General features: G+C 63.9%; 15 protein-coding genes and 1 pseudogene. 8 read left to right on the top strand and 8 right to left on the bottom strand.

Features of this window, described 5'->3' with window-relative positions:
• Positions 1-26 precede the first annotated feature (26 nt).
• Both RX331_RS11720 and RX331_RS11715 read right to left on the bottom strand, forming a co-directional pair.
• Positions 27-1,097: a hypothetical protein gene (locus RX331_RS11720; protein WP_317256714.1), complete on the bottom strand. Its 1,071-nt coding sequence runs from the start codon at positions 1,095-1,097 to the stop codon at positions 27-29.
• Positions 1,098-1,398: 301 nt separating this feature from the next.
• The gene (locus tag RX331_RS11715; RefSeq protein ID WP_317256713.1) at positions 1,399-3,246 is read right to left on the bottom strand and encodes an acetyl-CoA hydrolase/transferase C-terminal domain-containing protein; all 1,848 of its coding nucleotides are present in this window, start codon (positions 3,244-3,246) and stop codon (positions 1,399-1,401) included.
• Positions 3,247-3,587: 341 nt separating this feature from the next.
• Between RX331_RS11715 and RX331_RS11710 the strand changes: the two genes are divergently transcribed.
• The 6 genes from RX331_RS11710 (at position 3,588) to RX331_RS11685 (ending at position 8,488) form a co-directional block, all read left to right on the top strand.
• Positions 3,588-5,003, top strand: a complete 1,416-nt coding sequence (locus RX331_RS11710; protein ID WP_317256712.1) for a TolC family outer membrane protein — start codon at positions 3,588-3,590, stop codon at positions 5,001-5,003.
• A 253-nt stretch (positions 5,004-5,256) separates the two neighbouring features.
• A complete protein-coding gene (locus RX331_RS11705; RefSeq protein ID WP_317256711.1) occupies positions 5,257-6,228 on the top strand; it encodes an alpha/beta hydrolase in 972 nt (323 codons plus the stop codon).
• 39 nt (positions 6,229-6,267) lie between these two features.
• Complete coding sequence (locus tag RX331_RS11700; protein WP_317256710.1) at positions 6,268-6,690, top strand: hypothetical protein; 423 nt, start codon at positions 6,268-6,270, stop codon at positions 6,688-6,690.
• Entirely contained in the window at positions 6,683-7,783 is a 1,101-nt protein-coding gene (locus RX331_RS11695; protein ID WP_317256709.1) for a hypothetical protein, read from the top strand. Before RX331_RS11700 ends, RX331_RS11695 begins: the two co-directional genes overlap by 8 nt.
• Entirely contained in the window at positions 7,773-8,117 is a 345-nt protein-coding gene (locus RX331_RS11690) for a hypothetical protein (protein WP_317256708.1), read from the top strand. The genes RX331_RS11695 and RX331_RS11690 overlap by 11 nt, the downstream gene beginning before the upstream one ends.
• Positions 8,118-8,209: 92 nt before the next feature.
• A complete protein-coding gene (locus RX331_RS11685; RefSeq protein WP_317256707.1) occupies positions 8,210-8,488 on the top strand; it encodes a hypothetical protein in 279 nt (92 codons plus the stop codon).
• Between the two features lie 25 nt (positions 8,489-8,513).
• Here the strand turns inward: RX331_RS11685 and RX331_RS11680 are convergent, their stop codons facing one another.
• Positions 8,514-10,112 (bottom strand): FAD-binding oxidoreductase, encoded by a 1,599-nt coding sequence (locus RX331_RS11680; RefSeq protein WP_317256706.1) that lies wholly within the window; start codon positions 10,110-10,112, stop codon positions 8,514-8,516.
• 267 nt (positions 10,113-10,379) lie between these two features.
• Here RX331_RS11680 and RX331_RS11675 point away from each other — a divergent pair, with 267 nt between their 5' ends.
• Complete coding sequence (locus RX331_RS11675) at positions 10,380-11,345, top strand: amidohydrolase family protein (protein ID WP_317256705.1); 966 nt, start codon at positions 10,380-10,382, stop codon at positions 11,343-11,345.
• Here RX331_RS11675 and RX331_RS11670 read toward each other — a convergent pair.
• The 5 genes and pseudogenes from RX331_RS11670 to RX331_RS11650 all read right to left on the bottom strand — a co-directional run bounded on the left by RX331_RS11670 (position 11,333) and on the right by RX331_RS11650 (position 19,741).
• Positions 11,333-12,244, bottom strand: coding sequence for a methylenetetrahydrofolate reductase (locus RX331_RS11670; protein WP_317256704.1), 912 nt, complete (start codon positions 12,242-12,244; stop codon positions 11,333-11,335). The genes RX331_RS11675 and RX331_RS11670 overlap by 13 nt on opposite strands.
• A gap of 16 nt (positions 12,245-12,260) precedes the next feature.
• Positions 12,261-13,715 (bottom strand): annotated as a pseudogene (locus RX331_RS11665) (hypothetical protein).
• Positions 13,716-13,816: 101 nt separating this feature from the next.
• Positions 13,817-16,942 carry a CusA/CzcA family heavy metal efflux RND transporter gene (locus tag RX331_RS11660; RefSeq protein ID WP_317256703.1) on the bottom strand — a complete coding sequence of 1,042 codons (3,126 nt, stop codon included), beginning with the start codon at positions 16,940-16,942 and terminating at the stop codon, positions 13,817-13,819.
• 25 nt (positions 16,943-16,967) lie between these two features.
• On the bottom strand, positions 16,968-18,158 hold the full coding sequence (locus tag RX331_RS11655) for an efflux RND transporter periplasmic adaptor subunit (protein WP_410708184.1): 1,191 nt from the start codon (positions 18,156-18,158) through the stop codon (positions 16,968-16,970).
• Between the two features lie 188 nt (positions 18,159-18,346).
• The gene (locus RX331_RS11650; RefSeq protein ID WP_317256701.1) at positions 18,347-19,741 is read right to left on the bottom strand and encodes a CoA transferase; all 1,395 of its coding nucleotides are present in this window, start codon (positions 19,739-19,741) and stop codon (positions 18,347-18,349) included.
• 56 nt (positions 19,742-19,797) lie between these two features.
• Between RX331_RS11650 and RX331_RS11645 the strand changes: the two genes are divergently transcribed.
• Positions 19,798-20,085 (top strand): hypothetical protein, encoded by a 288-nt coding sequence (locus RX331_RS11645; RefSeq protein WP_283033477.1) that lies wholly within the window; start codon positions 19,798-19,800, stop codon positions 20,083-20,085.
• Positions 20,086-20,302 lie beyond the last annotated feature (217 nt).

Here is a 20,302-nt window from a genome sequence, read left to right as displayed (position 1 = left end):
CGCGTGCCGGCGCGAGTCCGCTTTGGTCATGCCAACTGCGATACCAGGCTGATCAATTCCGCCTGGCGATGCGTACCCGTCTTGGAGAACGCTGATTTCAACTGATTGCGTGCCGTCTCTCGCGCAATCCGCAGCGTTTGTGCCGCTTCCTCCAAAGACCTGCCGCTCGCCAACAGCGATACCAGCCGGGATTCAGCCGAGGTGAGACCGAACGCCTGCGAAATCAACCCGGGCTCGGGCGCAGGGCGCGGAGCCAGGTTGGACAAGACAAGCATCGCCCGCGCTCCGAGAAAGACGCTGCGGGCCGCACCATCGACGGGCAACACGCGGACGACGACCGGAGGCTTTGCCGTGCGGCGGATCGCGATGGGCGCGGCAGGCAGTGCGGCGATATCAGGCGTCGATCGGATCATGTCGATGAGCTGATCAAGCTCAGTCGCCGCCTTCTTGTCACGCACGACCAGTTGTCGATCTTTAATCCGAATCTCCTCGTCAAATCCGGCATCGGCCGCCGCGTTCGTGCTCAGCACCATGCCCTGCCGGTTGATAACCAGTGCAGGCTGGCGGACGCAGCTCAGCACGTCGGTCATGGAGGTGAGGGCGATCCGGCCCATTGCGGTCGAAAGGGTGGCGGTCTCCGTCAATCGCGGCGCAAGCCGTGCAAGCAAGCGTTTGTCCTGCGCCCCGAACGGACCCTCGCGCCCGGTCCGCTGGATGGCCAGCGCCCAGGCGGCGGACCCGGCCCAGAAGCCGACACCGGCGAACCATCGCAACCCGAACGGATAAAGGACCTCGTTATACATGGGGTTTGAGCGAATCTGCTCCGGCGTCAGGATATCGTGGTCGGTGACGATCTCGCCGGACATCATGCGAGGAAATCCAGCGGCTCGCGGATCAGTCAGGTGCCAACCTTCCTTGAAGTAGAGGCGAGTACCCTCATCCATCGATTGCGTCCGCGGCACATCCGGCGTCCGAACGTCGCTCTGCAGAAGGACGGCCGCCGATGCGCCGACCGCCCTGCAGATGTCGTCCATAATGGCGGGCCAAGCGGCGGGTTCCACCGCAGCTTCCCCGAATCGATCGATGACTTTCGACAACTGATCGCTATCAATTCCATTTGTCCCCAAGAGGCGGCCCCCTCTCCGCTTATCGCTCTCAATATGGTTGCAAGCGGCGCTATGCACGATCTAAACGAGCTGGTGAAACAAGAGCAGATAACTTTGCTCGAATTTTTGAGGGTAGCAAGGGTACGCTGCGCCGTGCCCACCCCTTTGCGACACGACTCCGATGGTACGCACGCTTGCGCCTTCGCTCGCTGAGCGGCGGCGGAGGTGGCCACCTTGCCCCCCACCAGCTACTTTCCATGGGTTTGTTTTCGATACTTTCGTTTTCGCGCCGCTATTTCGTCCGCGCCAGCGCCGCGTTGACCAGGGCGCGGTAGCCGCGCTGGGCAAACGTCTTTGGCTGATCGAGACCCAGTCGCGCCAGGCATTCGCGCGCCGGAGCATCCGGCGGCTGCGTCATGCCCTGCCACAGCAATCCGGGCAGCAGCAGCGGCGTCCGCTGCGCATCCCGTAGCAATTGCAACGCCGGGATCAGGCGCTGTTCGACATCGGTAAAGTCGCTGCCGAACGGGAATGATGGCAACAGCCCGGCCTCGCGCGCGGGCTTCACGGCGTGCGCGATCCGCTCCGGAAAATTCTCGCGGTGGGCGCGCGGGATTTCAAAACTCTTCGGCAGCTTGCCGGCGTCCTTGGCGATCCGCGCCAGCTCATCCTGGAAACGGGAATCGGTGATCGCCAGCATCGCCGCGATGGTCTCAGCGTCCGATTTGCCCCTGACATCGGCAACGCCGTATTCGGTGACGAAGACGTCGCGCAGATGGCGCGGGATGGTCTCGTGACCATAGCTCCAGCGGATGTTGGAATCCGTCTTCCTGCCCGCCTGCCGCGTCGCTTCCAGCGTCAGGACCGAGCGCGCGCCTTCAAGCGCGAAGGCTTGGGCAACGAAATTGTACTGGCCGCCGACGCCGCTGACGACCTGGCCGTTGTCGAGGCCGTCGGAGACCGCCGCTCCCATCAGGGTCGCCATCATCGCATTGTTGACGAAGCGGGCACCAACGCGCGCGCGGCGCTTGGCTTCCTCGTCACCGTAGAGCTCGTTGGTAAAGGACACCGGCATCATCTGGATGCGCGCGAGCTGTTCCTCCGGCATCTCGCGGAGCGCGCGATAGAGCGATTTCGGCCCGAGGAAGAACGCGCCGTGCAGCCTCACGCCATCGACCTCGCGCTTGAGGATGCCGGCGTCGATCAGGCCGAGAAACGCCTCGATCAGCATCTCGCTGACGCCGTAGAGTCCCTTCTCGAACGGCGCGGCCTGCGCCGGCTCGATATCAGGCGCGAGCTGCTTCATCACGGCGCGGAACTGCGCATTGTCGTGGTGGCGAACGATCAGCCCCTGCGCCAGCGCATCGCCGACCTGGCCGATGCCGATCTGCAGTGTTCCGCCGTCAGGAACGAGGCTCGCAGCATGCAGCCCGATCGCGTACTTGGTGTCGCTGACCGGCTCGGCCGGCGGCGCGAACAGCGGAAACTCCGTCGCCGGGCTGTCGAGCACGGCTGAGAATTCATCCGCCGGCAGATCGCCCGCGCCCGGCATGAACGGCAGCTCGGAATTGACTTGGCCGATCAGGCGGAACGACGCCCGCCCCTCACGGCGCGCACGCAGGATGTCGAGCGTGGTGTCGGTGTTGCAGCTCAGGCTGTAGCGCGTGCTGCCATCGACCACACGCTTCGCAACCAGTTGCGTGACGACGTTCAGGCCGCGCGTCAGCAGATAGGACGAAGCGTGGGTATAATTCGCGGAGATGTAGTGCTGCTGGGCGTACGGCACGCGGAGCCATTTCCCCGCCAGGAAGAAGAATTCGATCACCTGGATGTTGGGCGGCAATTCACCGGCATGCAGCGCGTTCGCATAGGTGAGATCGGGATAGAAGCCGAACAGCCGATCGATCACCGGGCCGATGAAGCGCTGTTCGAGCAGGCTGGATGGCCGGGGCTTTTCCAGCGTCAGCGCCGAAAACAGAGTGAGCTTGATCGAGCGATCGGCAACGGCGCGGGCATACAGCGCGTTGACGACGTGATTCGCCTTGCCGAGTCCGAGCGGCAGGCCGACCACGAGGTTGGTTCCGACGTCGCGGATAATGTCCTCCGCGATCGCCTCGGGGTCGGAAAACAATTTTGGCATCGGTTGCGGATCCGGGCATAGCTGGGAAAGCTAGCCGCCCTGAATCGGACGCCAGCCGAAACACCATAACGCATGTGCCGCCAACTTTTCTCTGTGACGAACCGGCAACAGCCAAGCAGGTATTTCACCGATTTAATGTACTGATGTCGCGCGGCAGTTTGCCTGTAGCGGCGACGCCCCCTAAACAGGTAGACGAACCGCGCTGCTGGGGGGCGGACGGGCAGTGGATGATCGGGCATAACGGATAAATCGGCGTTCCCGAAGATCATGCCCAAACAAACAGATAGAGCGGGATGGCTCGAAACAGGGTTATCACGTTCTCGTGTTGGCTACGGGATCAAATGGCTAGGCGCGCCGCAAGGGTTGGCCACGTTCAAAGACAATTGCTTTCCTCGGGCATTTGCCTTGCCGCAGCCTGCTTGGCATTTGCGTCGACGGCCGCCTATGGCGAGAGCCTCCCCGAGGCGCTGACCAAGGCCTACCAGACCAACCCCGCCCTCAATGCCGAGCGCGCCCGCCAGCGCGCCACCGACGAGAACGTGCCGCAGGCGCTCTCCGGCTACCGGCCGCAGATAGTCGCGACCCTCTCCGCCGGCTTTCAGGCGGTACGCAACCTCCTGCCGGACAACACCATCCAGTCGGCGAATTTGAAGCCCTGGACCATCGGGGTAACGGTGAGCCAAACGCTGTTCAACGGCTTCAAGACCGCCAACAGCGTCCGCGTCGCGGAGCTGCAGGTGCAGTCCGGCCGCGAAGCCCTGCGCAATGTCGGCCAGGGCGTGCTGCTCGATGCCGTCACCGTCTATACCAACGTGCTCGCCAACCAGTCGCTGGTGGAAGCGCAGCGCGCCAACGTGGCGTTCCTGCAGGAGACGCTCGGCATCACCCAGAAGCGGCTCAATGCCGGCGACGTCACGCCAACCGATACTGCGCAGGCCGAGGCGCGGCTGAGCCGCGGCCGCGCCGACCTGAACGCCGCCGAGGTCAACCTCGCCGTCAGCCAGGCGACCTATACCCAGGTGATCGGCAACGCGCCGAGCCAGCTCCGCCCCCCCGACGCCGTCGACCGTCTGCTGCCGCGCAGCCGCGACGACGCCACCGGGATGGCCTTCCGCCAGCATCCGGCGGTGATGGCGGCGAGTTTCGATGTCGACGTCGCCTCGACCACAATTCGGGTCGCGGAAAGCAGCCTGATGCCGACCATCACGCTGCAGGGCAGCGCCAGCCGCAGCAGGGATTCCGATCCGACTCTCGGCACCTTCGCGACCGATCAGGCCTCGGTGACCACCCAGCTCAACCAGCCGATCTATGACGGTGGCATGGCCGCGTCGCAGACCCGGCAGGCCAAGGAGCTGGCGAGCCAGAGCCGCCTGGTGCTGGACCAGGTCCGCAACCAGGCCCGCACCGCCGCGGTCGGCGCCTGGGTCGCCAATGAAGGTGCCAAGATCGCGGTCACCGCTTCCGAAGCCGAAGTCCGCGCCGCTACCGTGGCCCTGCAGGGCGTGCAGCGCGAGGCCGCCGGCGGTCAGCGCACCACGGTCGACGTGCTGAATGCGCAGCAGGACCTGATTCTGGCAAAGGCCCGGCTGATCGGCGCGCAGCGTGACCGCGTGATCGCCTCCTACACCCTGCTCAGCGCCATCGGCCGGCTCGACGTCCGCAACCTCGGCCTCAACACGCCAGACTATCTGCCGGAAGTGCACTACCATCAGGTGCGCGACGCCTGGCACGGGCTGCGGACGCCGTCCGGACAGTAGGTTGAATCCCGATCATTCCGGGGCGATGCGAAGCATCGAGCTATGGGCGCACCTTGCGCCCCTGAGAATCTCGAGATTCCCCGGTGTGCAATTGCACACCTGAGGTCTGGTCCTTCGGACCATCCCGGAATGAGGAAGGGCGTCATTAACCGGACGCTGATCATGTCGGGTATTTTCAGTCGCCAGCCATTCACGTTCGCCTAAAACTCAAAGTGTTCCGCCCGTTTTGCTTCGATGGATTTTGCGAGGCCTCGTGGTTTCAAACATCCTGCGCTGGTCGGCCAACGGCCTGCTGGTCCTCGTCCTGGCGATCATCCTTCTGATCACCTCGTTTCGCATGGCGGCGTCGATCCGCGAGACCGGCCTGCGCGCCCAGCTCGCGCCGCGGACCGGCCATCTGGTGCCAACGCGTTCGGGCGGCGTCTTCGTGCAGGAGAAGGGTCCGGCGAACGGCATTCCCGTGGTGCTGTTTCACGGCACGGCGGCATGGAGCGAGCTATGGCGGTATACCACTAGCGTGCTGGCGGACGCCGGCTTCCGCGTGATCGCCCTTGATCTGCCGCCGTTCGGCTTCTCGGATCGTCCCGGCAGCTACACGCGGCAGGACCAGGCCGCGCGGGTCCACGACGTGCTTGAGGCGTTGGAGGCCCCGGCGGCCATCATCGTCGGCCATTCCTTCGGCGCCGGTGCCGCGACCGAACTCGTCATGCGATATCCTGACAGGGCGCGCGGCCTGGTGCTGGTCGACGCCGCGCTCGGATTGAAGGCGACGCCCTCGGCCGCGCCCTGGATCATCCAGCCGCAATGGATCCGCGAAATCCTGGTGTCGCTGACCATCACCAACCCGATCGCAACTCAACCGCTGCTGCAATCGATGATCGCGAAGAAGGAGCGTGCGCTGCCGGAATATGTCGCGATCCTGCAACGGCCGCTGACGCAGCGCGAAAGCACCAGCGACATCGCCGATTGGCTGTATTATTTCCTCGGCACCGACACGGCTGCGGCAAGCGCCGACCGCACGGCCTATGCAAAGCTGGACGTCCCGGTCGCGATCCTCTGGGGCGACAAGGACAACATCACCCCGGTCGAACAGGCGCGCGACCTCCAGACCCTGCTGCCATCCGGGACGGAGCTCACGTTGCTGCCGGGCCTCGGCCACATTCCGCAGATCGAGGACCCCGCCCTGTTCAACGACGCCCTGCTCAAGACGCTGGCAAAACTTTAGACTGGGCAGAGATTCGGAAAACCCCTGGGCGGAGACATCATGGACATCATCAGACTGTGCGCCTGGGGCTATGCCGCCCTGCTCGGCTTCGTGATCCTCACCGGCTATATCCCCGCCTTCATCGATGCCAACGACATGATCTTCGGCCTGTTTCGCCGCACCTGGTACGCTGACGGACTGCACCTCGTCTCGGCGCTATGGGCTGCCGCGGCGGCGCTGACCTCGCGCCGCGCCTCGGAATTGTTCTTTCAACTGTTCGGCGTGTTCTATTTCGCCGACGGCGTGCTCGGCCTGTTGACCGGCAGCGGCTATCTCGATTTCGGCATCCTGATCAACGGCGTCCTCAACCTGCCGCTCTCGACGCGGTTCTTCGCCAACGCCCCGCATCTCGGCCTCGGCGGCGTGGCGATCCTGATCGGCTATTTGCTCGCGCCGCGGACGCGGACCGCCGTTCATGCTTAAATGGCTGCGGCGCATCCTCGTTGTCGTCGCCATCCTGATTGCGCTGACGGTGCTTTTGCCGCTGGCCTATATCGAAGGCACCTGCCGGCCCGAGGCGAACCGATCGGCACCAGCCGCGCCGGCGGTGACGCTGCCCGCCATCGACGAGGCGGGCTACCGGCGCAAGCTGAATAACACCTACTTCACCTTCCCCGAGTGGTACATCGTCTATTCCTTCGAGGATTTCGGCCGCTTCCTTGATCGCTCCAGCGAAAGCCATTTCGGCTATCTCGGCCACATCTTCGGCTTCTGGCACAGCTTCTGCACCATCAACCGCGCCGTGCCGGCGACCGGAGAATCGCTCGCGGAAGTGAAGACGATGATTTACGTCATCGGCATCAGCTATTCCGTCGAATACGCCATCAAGGGATTTTATGAGAACACTATCGGCCGCGCCTTCGAATGGATCAGGGGCGAGAAGCGTACCCCGCAGGACGAGTTCGGCCGCGCCGTGCTGCAGGACTATGCCGCCTTCCTCTACACCATCCCCTGGTACAAATATCCGTTCCGCGAGAAGCTCGACGGCCTGCTCGCGATCTCAGCCCCGACGCCGAGTACCTTGCGCAGCTATGAGCGCGACTTCGCGCTCGGCACTGAGTATTTCCTCAAGATCGGCTACGCCTCGCTGATCCAGAAGGCGCTCGACGCCGGTGGCGACAACGAGCCACGCGACATCATGTTCGTGGTCGCGACGCTGCCGCCGGAAGTGCTTTCGAAGGAGCCGCGCATCAAACAGGTCCGCAACCTGACGCCGCAGTGGCAACTGGTGCAGACGCCGCGCTACAAGGACTTTACCGAGATCATCCAGGGCCTGCTGGACAAGGGTTTTGGCCTTGCAGAGGTCGCCGGCAATCACGACATCCTCATCACGGTGATGGCGCCGGATGCCGCAAAACTCGATATCAAGGGCACCACGGAGCTGTTTTCGCTGGCGCTGGATGCGCGGCCCGGCTTTCGCCGCGCCGGCCTGAAAGCGAGGATCGACAAACTCGTCGACATCAACCGCGCGCTCAAGGCCAGGGGTGCAAGCATTGAGCACTTCTATGATTACTGAGGGACGTCAGCGCAGAGCCAGCCGATCCGGCCGGATTGCGGCCGCGGTCGCTCTCGTGATCGGCGGCTGGTTCACCGTGATTGTTGCGCTGACCTTCGGCTCTGCCCCCGGCAAGTCGATGGCGGTCGTTGGCCCGCCGTCGCAGACGCTCGCAGCCATTGCAAAGGCCAACGGACGGATTCTCGCCTCGAACGATTACTTCACCATCGCCCGTTCCGACGATGTGGGCTTTGTCGCCCGCCTCTATGCAGCGGGCGCCCTTCTGGTGCTGGACGCCGAGCAGGCCGGCGGCTGCACCGGCCTGTCGCCCAGGCGGTTCACTGCGCAGCTTTGACGATCGGGGTATCCTGGCTGATGAGTAACCATTCGGCGCAAATCATTGTATAGTGGTGACGGGGGCTGACGGTTCAGCCCCCGGGAAGCAAATTGTCCGAGGAGCGCCTTCAAACGAACTTCTCCGCCGCTGCCGTCCTCAAAAAATGGCCTTCGAAAAACAACGAACGCGCCACAGATGCGCGTTGGCCCATCCCGTACATGGTCTTTGACGGCACCCTGGACGAATGCATCACAAAATTCTTGGCGCTGCCGGCCGGCCAACGTCATCTCTATGAGATTCACACCGCCCCACAGGGCGATCTGGTCCCCAAGATCATCTCTGCCGAACTCGCCGTCGAGTTCGCGAGGCTGCGAGATTTCCTGCGATAGGTTGGATTGCCACTCCGTCGATGTGTTACGACGCGTACTTCTGGTAAAATGTATTGGTGAACAGCTCGTTCGGATCATACTTCCGCTTCGCCGCGAAGAAGTCGTTGATCTCTGGATACGACCGCTGCAGCTGATCCTTCGAATAATAGAGCTGGTACGGCAGGAAGAACCGGCCCTTGTGCGCGATGGCGAGGTCGATCAGTTCCTCCGTCGCCTTCTTCATGCGGCGGTTGCCCTCATCATCCGTGGTCTGGTTGATGTAGAGCACCAGCGAGAAGGCCGGCTCCGGCGAATAGGTCAGGAAATTGTTTTCCTGATGCACGACGCGCACCGACGCGTTCAGGAGGTTGGTCTTGTTGTCGGTCAGCACCTTGCGCATGCCGTCGACAAAGGAGACGAATTGGCTGCGCGGGATGAAATATTCGTGCAAGATGTCGGTATCGTCGGGCAATGAGTTGCGCAGGTAAGGCACGGAATCGTGCATCGGGTCGTTGCGGTTGACGAGGCAGGCTTCCGCCGATCCGATCGCCTGCGCGCGCGTCACCGTGCAGTTTTCCATGCGGTGCTCGATGTGCTTTTCCGACAGCCATTTCATCTCCTGAAACAGCGGCCCCTGCTTGGAAAGGTTGACCGTAAGCCGGCGCAGCTTGACGCCCGACACTTCACCGAGCGGCTGCCGCTTGAAGTCGCTGCCGTCCACCTTGGTGTAGGTGTAGAGCAATAGCTCCTTCAGGAAGCTGCTCGGCGCCGTCGAGAGGTGGCCGTACATCAGGCCGATATCACTGTTCTTCTCGATCTCTCCGGCGAACAGCGCCGGAAATTCCTTGTAATCCAGCACGCGGCGGCCGGTCTGGTAGGCCAGATTGTCGGCGATATCGAGCTCGGCCTCGATGATGACGCCGAACAGGCCGTAGCCGCCGACCATGAGGTTGAACAGATCGGCATTCTCCGTCGCCGACACGGTCTTCAGCGAGCCATCGGCCAGCATCACCGTCATCGACTTGATCGATTTGGCGAGCGCGCCGGCCTGGTGGTCCATGCCGTGGGCGTTGACCGAGATCGAGCCGCCGACGGTGAAGATGTCGGTCGATTGCATGGCGCGAACCGCAAAGCGCGGATGCAGCACGTTCTGGATATCGTGCCAGGTCGCGCCGGGCTGCACCGTCACCGAGCGCGAACTCTCATTGAGCACGATCTTGTTGAAGCTGCGCATGTCCAGCACGATGCCGCCCTTGCGGAAGGCGTGCCCGCCCATGCTGTGACGGACGCCGGCGGTGGTGACGGACAGCTTGTTGTCGCGCGCAAAGGCCAGCGTCTTCGCGATATCCTCCACACTGCGCACCTCGACCACGCCGAAGATTTCGGTCTTGTTGAGACAGCTCGCATCGTTGATGCTGCCGCCGAGCTGCGACCATTTCACGCCCCTGAGCGGTGCAATCGCCTTGATCCGCTCCAGATCGATTTTCGCCTGCTCGCCGCCGCCGGTCGCCGGCCCACAATCCTTTTCTCCGGTGAGATCGGCCGCCAGCGCCTGAAGTTTTCGGTAGCTGTAGATGCCGAGCAGCACGACGACCACGGCAGCGACCGACGCGCCGGTTTTGAACTTTTGTGAAAATTTTCGCATGAAGTGATTCCAGAGGATGGCGGAATATTCCGGGCGGGCGGCTGATTAGTCAAATCGGACGGCCTTCCGGTTCGATGGACGGGCAGCGTTCGCGAATCGATAACGCAGGATGGCCGCCCTTCCCGCGCCTTACTTCTGCCGGTAAACTTCGTGGGCCGCACAACGGGCGAAGCAACGCCCGGCGCCAGAATGGGAGAACGCTGGAGTTGGCGGGCGCCGCGCCCGTCAGATCTCAACAATCAACAACATTGTCCAGGGAGAACGCCAATGCTGACGCGACGCAGTATGATGCTTGCCTCTATCGCCGCCGGAGTAATGATGCAGAACCGAACCGCCTCCGCCAAAGCGGCGCAGCCCGCAACACCAGTGAATTTCGACGTGCCTGCGGGCGCCTGCGACTGCCACACCCATATTCATCCGGACCCTGCGAAATATCCGTTCTTCTCCGGCCGCGTCTATACGCCTGAGCTGGCCTCGCCCGAGGAGATGACCGCGCTGCACAAGGCGCTGCACATGGAGCGTGTGGTGATCGTGACGCCCTCGATCTACGGCACCGACAATTCGGCGACGCTGTTCGGCATGGCGGCGCGAGGGCCGACCGCACGCGGGGTCGCCGTGATCGACGACAAGACCTCAGAGAGCGATCTCGACCTGATGGGCAAGGCCGGCATTCGCGGCGTCCGCCTCAACCTCGCAACCGGCGGCGTCAACGATCCGAACGTTGCGCGGCCGCGATTTACCAATGCCGTCGAGCGCATGAAAGCGCGCGGCTGGCACGTGCAGATCTATACCAATCTGCCGCTGATCACGGCCGTCAAGGACTTGGTCATGGCTTCGCCGGTGCCTGTCGTCTTCGATCATTTCGGTGGCGCGCAGGCCGCGCTCGGCGTCGAGCAGCCCGGCTTTGCCGACCTCGTCGACCTGGTCAAAGCCGGCAAGGCCTATGTGAAGATTTCCGGCGCCTATCGCGCCTCCAAGCTCGGGCCCGACTACACCGACTGCATTCCGCTCGCCAAGGCACTGATCGGGGCCAATCCCGATCGGATCGTCTGGGGCACCGACTGGCCGCATCCGGATTCCGTCACGCCGCCGGGCAAGCAGATCACCGACGTCACGCCGCTATTCCAAATCGACGACGGACGGCTGCTGAACCAGCTGCCGGTGTGGGCGCCGGACGCGGCTGTCCGGAAGAAGATCCTGGTCGACAATCCGGCGCAACTCTATGGGTTCTGAAGCCCGGCCTGCGCGGCCGCGGCGCGCTCCACGCTTTGGAGCGGGTCGCGGTCGTACTCGTGCAGCCAGTTGCCGGCCTTGCGCAGGCCGCCGAACGGAAACAGGTGAAATCCGGTAATCGCAGCCGTCGCCGCCGCCGGTGCCGACCGCAGGCCCCTGACGACCTCGTCCGGCCCGGTATCGGTCAGCAGCCGGCTGAACCGGCCGATCTGGGCCCGCAGCGCGCGCATGGAATTGCCGATGCCGCAGCGGAGCGCAAACTTTGTCAGCGTCGCTGTTGTGGCCGGTCCGGCGAGGCCGACGATGATAGGCAGATCGACGCCCGCTTTATCGAGTACCCCGATCCATTGCAGGATCGGCGCGCTCTCGAAGCAGAATTGCGTGACGACATCGACCCGCGTGCCCATTTGACGACCCCAGTCGCGCCACGCTTTCAGGCCATCAAGCGCATCCGCCAGTTCGAGATAGGGATGGCCCTCGGGATGGCCGGCCACGCTGACGGACGCCATTCCATGCGCCTCGAGCAAGCCACTTGCGGCAACGTCACGCGTCGATTTGAACGGACCCTTGGCCGCGACGACGTCGCCCGCGATCAGCAGGATGCGCGATACGTCGGCCTCGCCCCGCGCCCGCGCCAGGAAATCGTCCAGCGCCTCGCGGGATGCCATTTCGCGCGTCGCGATATGCGGCACCGGATTGTAGCCGGCCCGGCGCAGCGCGGCGGCGGTTTCGACGTTGTGGCGATAATGGTCGCCGGGCAGGAAGGTGATGGTGACGTCCGTGCCTTCAGCGAAATGATCGCGCAATTCCGCGACCTGGTGCCCGCGCGAGGAGATTTCGACGGAGGCCGCAGGCAGCAGCTTGGCGAGATGGTCGGATGGCCGAGCGGCGATGGTCACGGACGCCTCCTCGTCGTCATGCCGGCGCGCGGCGGCGCGAGATGACATAAGTCTCGTCGTTGAACCAGAGCCCGCCATGTTTCTTCAGCACGCGGTCGGTGGCCTCCAGATAGCGGCCGTCGCGGACGACTTCGGACAGCCTGTTATCCTCGATCTGCGCCACGTAGATCGCAGCGTTCCAGGCCGCGAACAGCGTCGACGTCCCGATCGGGCCGCTGACCTCGTCCGGCAGCGTATGCATGCGGTATCGGAAGATCGAGCGCGCATCGGAGGAAGCGTTGAAATTGTAGTGGCGGGCCGCCGCGCCAAGCTCGTGCTTGACCTGGCGCAGGATCGCGTAGCGGTCGGTCTTGAAGGGATCGTCGCCGGGCCAGATCTGGTCGATGATCTCGCTGCCGGGGTCATTGCCATGCGAATGAATGCCGATCAGCCGCCCGCCCGGCCGCAGCGACTTGACCAGCGGCGTGATGACCTTCGAAGCCTTGAACTCGACGCTGGCCCGCGCCCGGTAGGGCTGCGAGGCGATGACGAGGTCGTAGTCCGCCATCACCCGCCCCGGCCGCGGCATGATCGGGTCGAGCAGGAATGAATGGTCCTCGCGCCGCAGCGTCAGGATCACGGGGCGCTGATAGACCGGGTTGCCGGTGACCGGACTGATGCCGGCGCGCCAATTCTCGGCGAGGAAGCCTTCGAGCTGGCCGATCTGCTCGGCAAAGCCGTGCGCGGTGTTGCCGGTCAGCGTGACGTCTTTCCAGATCAGACCCTGCGCCGATGTCACCGAGCGCGGCGTCAGCCACGGCGCCTCGGCGTAATAGAGGTTGGTGACGACGAGCACGGTCGCCGGGTGCTCAAACAGGCGGTCCGCCATCTTCTCCAGCATCAGGCGGACGTCTTCGTAGCTGATCTCCTTGGCGACGACATAGAGCGGCATTGTCGGGAAGCGCGCATGCACCGCCCGCATCACCCGAGATAGCACGGTGCCGTCGCCCACCCCGGCGTCGAAGATGCGCAGCGCCGGCGGTGCCGGCTGCAGATTGCCAAGCTCGAGCGAGATGCGGTTACCGACCTAGGTCTTCTCGCTGCAGGTCGAGACGAACAGCAAGTATTTTTGCCGGTTGTCGAAGAAGCGGAAGCCCGGCGGCGCGATAGAAGGCGCCGCGGCCGCGCCGTTGTGCGGTCTCGCCACCGGCGATGCCTGGCCGTCCGCTACGCTGGATCCGGGCTGGTGCTCGGCCAGATAGGCACGGACCTTGTCGAGCGTGCCGGTCGTGATGCGGGCGCCGTCGCGCAGGCGCGAGACCAGCTTGCCGTCATTGACGACCAGCCGCCCGAAGGTCGATTCAGCGGTCTGCGTCTGACGGCAGAATTCGCGGATTTCTCCGAGTATCTGTTCGGTGGTGGCCGGCGATTTCACGGGCGGCACGTGGCCGTTGGCCGGCCCCGTTAATCCCTGGCTTTCCTCGATCCGCATGGCTTGCTCCTGCGGTTGTCCCTTGGGGTATCAAGGGGCGACCGCGGGATGGCGTCAACCACAAATCGAGTGGGCAAAATGTATGGGCATGTGCCCATACATTATCGTGCCCCGCGGCGTGAGAACACCGAGATCAGCACCGGCAGCGTCACGAGGATGACCACCGGCGCCAGCATCATGCCGGTGACGACCACGATCGCCAGGGGCTTTTGCACCTGCGAACCGATCCCCTCCGAGATCGCCGCCGGCAACAGCCCGACGCCGGCCACCACGCAGGTCATCAGCACCGGCCGCAGTTGCAGCTCGCCGGTGCGGATCACTGCGCGGATCCGCTCATAGCCTTCGTCGATCAGTTGGTTGTACTGCGACAGGATGATGATGCCGTCCATCACGGCGATGCCGAACAGCGCGATGAAGCCGATCGCCGCCGACACGCTGAAGGGAATGCCGGTGATGAACAGCCCGAGCACGCCGCCGAAGATCGCCATCGGGATCACGCTCATCGCGAGCAGCGTGTCGACCATCGAGCCGAAATTGAAGAACAGGAGCACGCCGATCAGCGCAAGGCTGATCGGCACCACGATCGACAGCCGCCGGATCGCGTCCTTGAGGTTGCCGAACTCACCGACCCATTCGATCCGAGATCCAGGCGGAAGCTGGACCTGCTCGGCGACCTTGTCCTGCGCCTCATGGATGGCGCTGCCGAGGTCGCGGTTGCGCACCGAGAACTTGATCGGCAGGTAGCGCTCCTGCCCTTCGCGGTAGATATAGGCGGCGCCCGAGATCAGGTTGATCGAGGCGACCTCGCTGAGCGGAATCTGCGTGATCGCCCCGCCCTGCCCGGCGACGCCGATGCGCAGATTGTGGATCGCCTCCGCGCTCTTGCGATATTCGGGCGCCAGGCGGACGATGATCGGGAAATGCCGGTCGCTGCCGGGCTCATAGAGGTCGCCGGCGCTGTCGCCGCCGACCGCGACCTTGATGGTGGCGTTGATGTCGCCGGGCGACAGGCCGTAGCGCGCCGCCCGCGCCCGGTCGATGTCGATCTGGATCGTCGGCTGGCCAAGCGAGGTGAACACCGCAAGGTCAGTGACGCCCTGCACCGTGCCGAGCACGGACTTGATCTTGTTGGCGGTATCGGTCAGCGCCTGCAAATCGTTGCCGAATAGTTTTATCGAGTTCTCGCCCTTGACGCCGGAGACCGCCTCCGAGACGTTGTCCTGCAGATATTGCGAGAAGTTGAATTCGACGCCGGGAAATTTGTCCTGCAATTGCCCGAGTAATTGTGCGGTCAGCTCGTCCTTGTCGCGGGTGCCCGGCCATTCGGTGATCGGCTTTAAGGGCGCGAAGAACTCGGCGTTGAACAGGCCGGCGGCGTCGGTGCCGTCATCGGGGCGGCCGTGCTGGGAGACCACCGATTCCACTTCGGGCCGCGCACGGATCATCTTGCGCATCTCGTTGACGTAGGCGTTGCCCTCCTGCAGCGAAATGGTCGGCGGCAGCGTGGCGCGGATCCACAGGTTGCCTTCCTCCAGCTTGGGCAGGAATTCGAGGCCGAGCAGCCGCGCAAGTGCGATGGTGAGCAGCACCAGGCCCGCGGCGCCGGTCATGACGATCCTGCGGTTGACGATCGCCCAGTTCAGCACCGGCACGTAGAGCCGGTCGAGCTGCTTCACGATCCAGGTCTCGGTTTCATGCAGATGCGACGGCAGGATGATCGCGCTGAGCGCCGGCGTCACCGTAAAGGTCGCGATCAAGCCGCCGGCCAGCGCATAGGCATAAGTCCGCGCCATCGGGCCGAAGATGTTGCCCTCGACACCGCTCAGCGTGAACAGCGGCAGGAAGGCGGCAATGATGATGGCGGCGGCGAAGAAGATCGAGCGCGACACGTCGGCGGACGCCGACAGGATCGCGTGGCTCTTCATGCCCATCGTGGTCTCGAAGGAGATGTGGCTCTGCTCGGCTTCCGACAGCGCGGTGGTCTGCGTCAAGCGCCGGAAGATCGCCTCCACCATGATCACGGTGGCGTCGACGATCAGGCCGAAATCGATCGCGCCGACCGAAAGCAGGTTGGCGGATTCGCCGCGCAGCACCAGGATGATGACGGCGAAGAACAGCGCGAACGGGATCGTCGCGCCGACGATCAGCGCGCTGCGGAGATCGCCGAGGAATATCCACTGCAGCAGCACGATCAGCAGGATCCCGACCACCATGTTGTGCAGGACGGTGTGGGTGGTGAGGTCGATCAGGTCCTTGCGGTCGTAGATGCGCTCGATCTTCACCCCTGGCGGCAGGATCGAGGAATGATTGATGTCATGGACCAGCTTTTCGACCCGCGCGATGGTCGGCGAACTCTGCTCGCCGCGCCGCATCAGGACGATGCCCTGCACGATGTCGTCATCCTGGTCGAGGCCGGCAATGCCGAGCCGCGGCTTCTCGCCGATCGTGACATTGGCGATGTCGCGGACCAGCACGGGGTTGCCGCCGGACTGCGACACCATCGTGTTGTTGAGGTCGTCGATCGAGCGGATCAGGCCGACGCCGCGGACCACGGCGGATTGCGCGCCGATATTGACGGTGTTGCCGCCGACATTGATGTTGGCGTTGCCGACGGCCTGCAGCACCTGCGGCAGCGTCAGTCCGTTGGCGACCAGCTTGTTGAAATCGACCTGCAGCTCATAGGTCTTGGTCTTGCCGCCCCAGCCGGTGACATCGATCACGCCGGGCACGGAGCGGAAGCGGCGCTGCAGCACCCAGTCCTGCAGCGTCTTGAGATCGAGCACGCTGTAGTTCGGCGGACCCTTCAGCCGATACCGAAAAATCTCGCCGATCGGGCTGAGCGGCGAGATGGTCGGCTGCACATTGCCTGGCAGCGGCGGCAATTGCGCCAGGCGGTTCAGCACCTGCTGCAAGGCCTCTTCATAGGTGTAGTCGAAGGAGAACTGCAGTTTGACGTCGGACAGGCCGTAGAGCGAGATGGTTCTGATCGTGCGCAGGTTCTTGATGCCGGCGACCTGGGTCTCGATCGGGATCGTGATGTAGCGCTCGATCTCTTCCGATGACAGGCCTGGGCTCTGCGTCACGATATCGACCATCGGCGGGGTCGGATCGGGATAGGCCTCGATGTTGAGCTGCTTGAATGCAAGCACGCCGCCAATCAGCACCGCGACGAACATGCCGACCATCAAATAACGGCGGCTGACAGCTAGGGCAATCAGGCGATCCATTCAGATCGAAGCTTTCAGTGAGGGGTCAGCTGCCGGACGCGGCACGGTCGATGAAAAGAGCGCCCTTGGTGACGATCTGTTCGCCGGGCTTCAGATTGCCGACCACCTCGACGAGATCGCCATTGGTGAGGCCGGGCTTGATCTGACGCAATTCAATCGTCTTGTCCGGATGTGCGACCCAGATGCGGACCTGATCGCCTTCATAGATCAGCGCCTGCTTCGGCACGCCGACCGCCGGACGGTCGTTCGCCGAATAGATCGTGACGTTGGCAAACATCTCGGGCTTCAGCACGCCGTTCTTGTTGTCGATGGTGGCGCGTACCAGCAGCCGTCGCGTCGCCGGATCGATCGCGGTGGAGACGTAGTTGATCCGCGCCGTCAGCGACCGTCCGGGCAGCGCCAGCACGTTGAAGCTTACGTCCTGCCCGATCGCGACATTGGCGCAGTCGCTTTCGCGGACGAAGGCGGTGAGCCAGACGGTCGAGAGGTCGCCGATCACATAGACGGGATCGCTGGCACCGGCATTGACGTATTGCCCCGGGCCAATCTTGCGCTGGACCACGGTGCCGGCGATCGGCGCGAAGATGGTGATTTCAGGATTGATGCGGCCCTTCTCCTGGAAGGTCGCGATGTCCTCGTCGGTGAGGCCGAGCAGGCGCAGTTTATTGCGCGCCGCCTGCAGCGCCGTTTCCGAGGAGCGCATGTCGTTCTGCGCCTGGATCAATGTCGCCTGGCTCTGCTGATAATCCTTCAGCGGAACGGCCTTGCCTTCGAACAGATCCTTGGCGCGCTGGCCCTGCAACTGCGCCAGATCGAGTGCGGACTTCGCCTTGTTCATCGCGGTCATCGCCGCGATGTAATCGTTTTGCGCCTGAACGTTGTCGGCGGCCTCGATCACGAACAGCGGCTGCCCCTTGACGACGCTATCGCCTGGCTTGGCGAGCAGGCGGGTGACGCGGCCGGCATAGGGCGAGAACACTGGCGTCGAGCGATCTTCGTCGATCGCGATCTTGCCTTCGGTGACGTGCTCGGCGCGGAAGCCGCGTTCGGTGACGGGCTGAATGGTCAGGCTGGCCCATTCGGCGGGGCTTGGCGTGTAGCGCTGCATGCCCTTGCGGGACTGGCTCGAAATTTCGGAGTGCCCCGCCTTGGTGCCGCCGATCTTCGAGAAGCCGTAGAGCCCAGCGCCCGCAAGCCCGACCAGCGTCAGGATCATAGCCCAACGCTTCCGACTAAGCGGCTGCGATTGCTTTATTAATTCGTTCAGCATGCGGGCCCGGGCTACTCAGCGACGTTTTGCCTCACCTATCCGCTAATAGTGCGCAATTGGCAATTTAGACAACCTAAAAATCGAAAATGAGGTTCCAAGCGAGGTTAAAGTTTGGAGAAGCGCGGATAAGTGCCTCAATCGCGGGAGGGCCATTGCGGTGGATGGCTGCCGAGCGGCATCGCCGGGCGGGCCCAAAATGCCGGGGTTTTTGACAAAACCGCTGAATGCCTGACCGATCGCAGCGCACCAAAGCCTGAATCCATCGCCTCGATAAAGGGCATCCCCGCCTCCCCCGTAAGATCCCGGGTATCCAGCCCGCCGGCCACCCGCCCGAGATTCCATAGCCAGCGTCCGGTCTGCGCCAAGGACACCTGGACGTGCCAACTGCCGCCTTCACGCGCCTGGCGCGCTTTCGCCATCATGGCGCCGAACGCCATGAAGTAGCCGGTGGCGTGATCGAGCATTTGCGCCGGCAATTCCTTTGGCCCAATGATGCCGGCGGCCTGCCCCTCGGCATGGTTGAATCCGGTCGACGTCTGCACCAAGGAGTCGAAGCCGCGCCGCTCCGCCCACGGCCCGGCGGCACCGTAGGCCGACAACGTGACATAAATGATACCGGGATTGATGCGTGCAGCATCCTCCGGCGAGAAGCCGAGGCGTGCGAGCGCACGCGGCCGGTAGCCTTGCGAAAAAATATCCGCCTCCGCCAGCAGTTCGCGCAAGACCCCCCGCCCCTGCTCGTTCTTGAGTTCGACAAAGCTCGTCAGCTTGCCGCGGCCGGTGTCGATGGTGAGCCACGGGATATCAGGCAGCTCGGGGCCGGAGACCAGCAGCACATCGGCACCATGCGCGGCGAGGGTGCGGCCCGCCACCGGCCCCGCGATCACGCGCGACAAATCGAGCACGCGGATACCGGCAAGCGGCCGCTCGCCGGGCGGCCACGGTTTTGGCGCGGCCTCGCCGATCTTCGTGATCGAGATCAGCGGCAACCCAGCGAGCGCTGTCGCCTGCGGCGTCGCCGACCATTTTTCATGGGAGCGCATGAAGGCGACGACGCCACCATTCGCATAGGCCGCGGTCTCGAACGCTTCGCCCTCCCACTGCATCAGCGCGGCCTGAACCGTCTCGCGCTCTGCCTGGCAATTGAGCACCTTGCAGACGGCGTCGCGATGGTGGGGAAAATTGGTGTGCAGCCGCACGAAGCCGTCGCGGACCTTGTAGACGCCGGCGATCGCGTCCCAGGCCGGCGGCGGCGGCTTGTCGTCGACGCGCAGATAACGCTCGCTGCGGCACTCGACGGCAGCATGACGCATATCGACCGTAACCTCTTGCGCCTCTCCGCTGCGCATTTCCCAGATCCCGGCCGCGGCCAGCGCGCTGGCGGCGACGCTGACCTGCGCGGCCGCTGCGACGCGAAACGAGGACGGCAATTGCGGCTCCTCGCCGGTCAGCATGACTGCATCGAGCGCGGACGCCGCGCCGCCGACGGAGGTCCAGACATCGAAAAGGATTTCGCGGGGGCTTTGCATCGGCGTGGCGCTTCCCTAGTTTTCAAAAGCTCTGCCCGACCTCCAGAGGAGTTGCAATGGCTGCCATCGATCCCCTGACGGCGGGAGCCGTTCTGCTTGCAACCGCCGCTACCGATGCCGTCTACGTCATGTTCACCTCGGCGGTGGTGGCGCGCAAGCGCGTGCCGGCGGCGACCTGGAGCAGCATCTGGTACCTGCTCTCGTCCTACGCCGTCATCAGCTATACCGAGAACTGGGTCTACGTCGCCTTTGCCGCCCTCGGCTCCTGGCTCGGCGCCTACGCAACCATCACCTTCCTGCACCGCCCGCCCGGCGGCCCGCCGGTAGGCGCCGCGCCGGAGTAATGACGCACAAACCAGCGCCGCCCACGCCACCGTCATCCTCCGCGAAGGCGGAGGATCCAGTACGCCGCGGCGCATCGATTCAATCATCGGCGTTTCTGGAATACTGGGTCACCCGCCAAGTGCGCAATTGCGCACAAGGCCGGTGACGACAAATGAGTGTGAGGCGGAATGCTCACCTGAACTCCCGGGGGGTTTTGCCGAACGGTTTGCGCTTCCA

Origin of the sequence: Bradyrhizobium sp. BWA-3-5, assembly GCF_032917985.1 — a bacterium.
Classification (GTDB): domain Bacteria; phylum Pseudomonadota; class Alphaproteobacteria; order Rhizobiales; family Xanthobacteraceae; genus Bradyrhizobium.
This window is presented reverse-complemented; position numbering and strand designations above follow the sequence as displayed.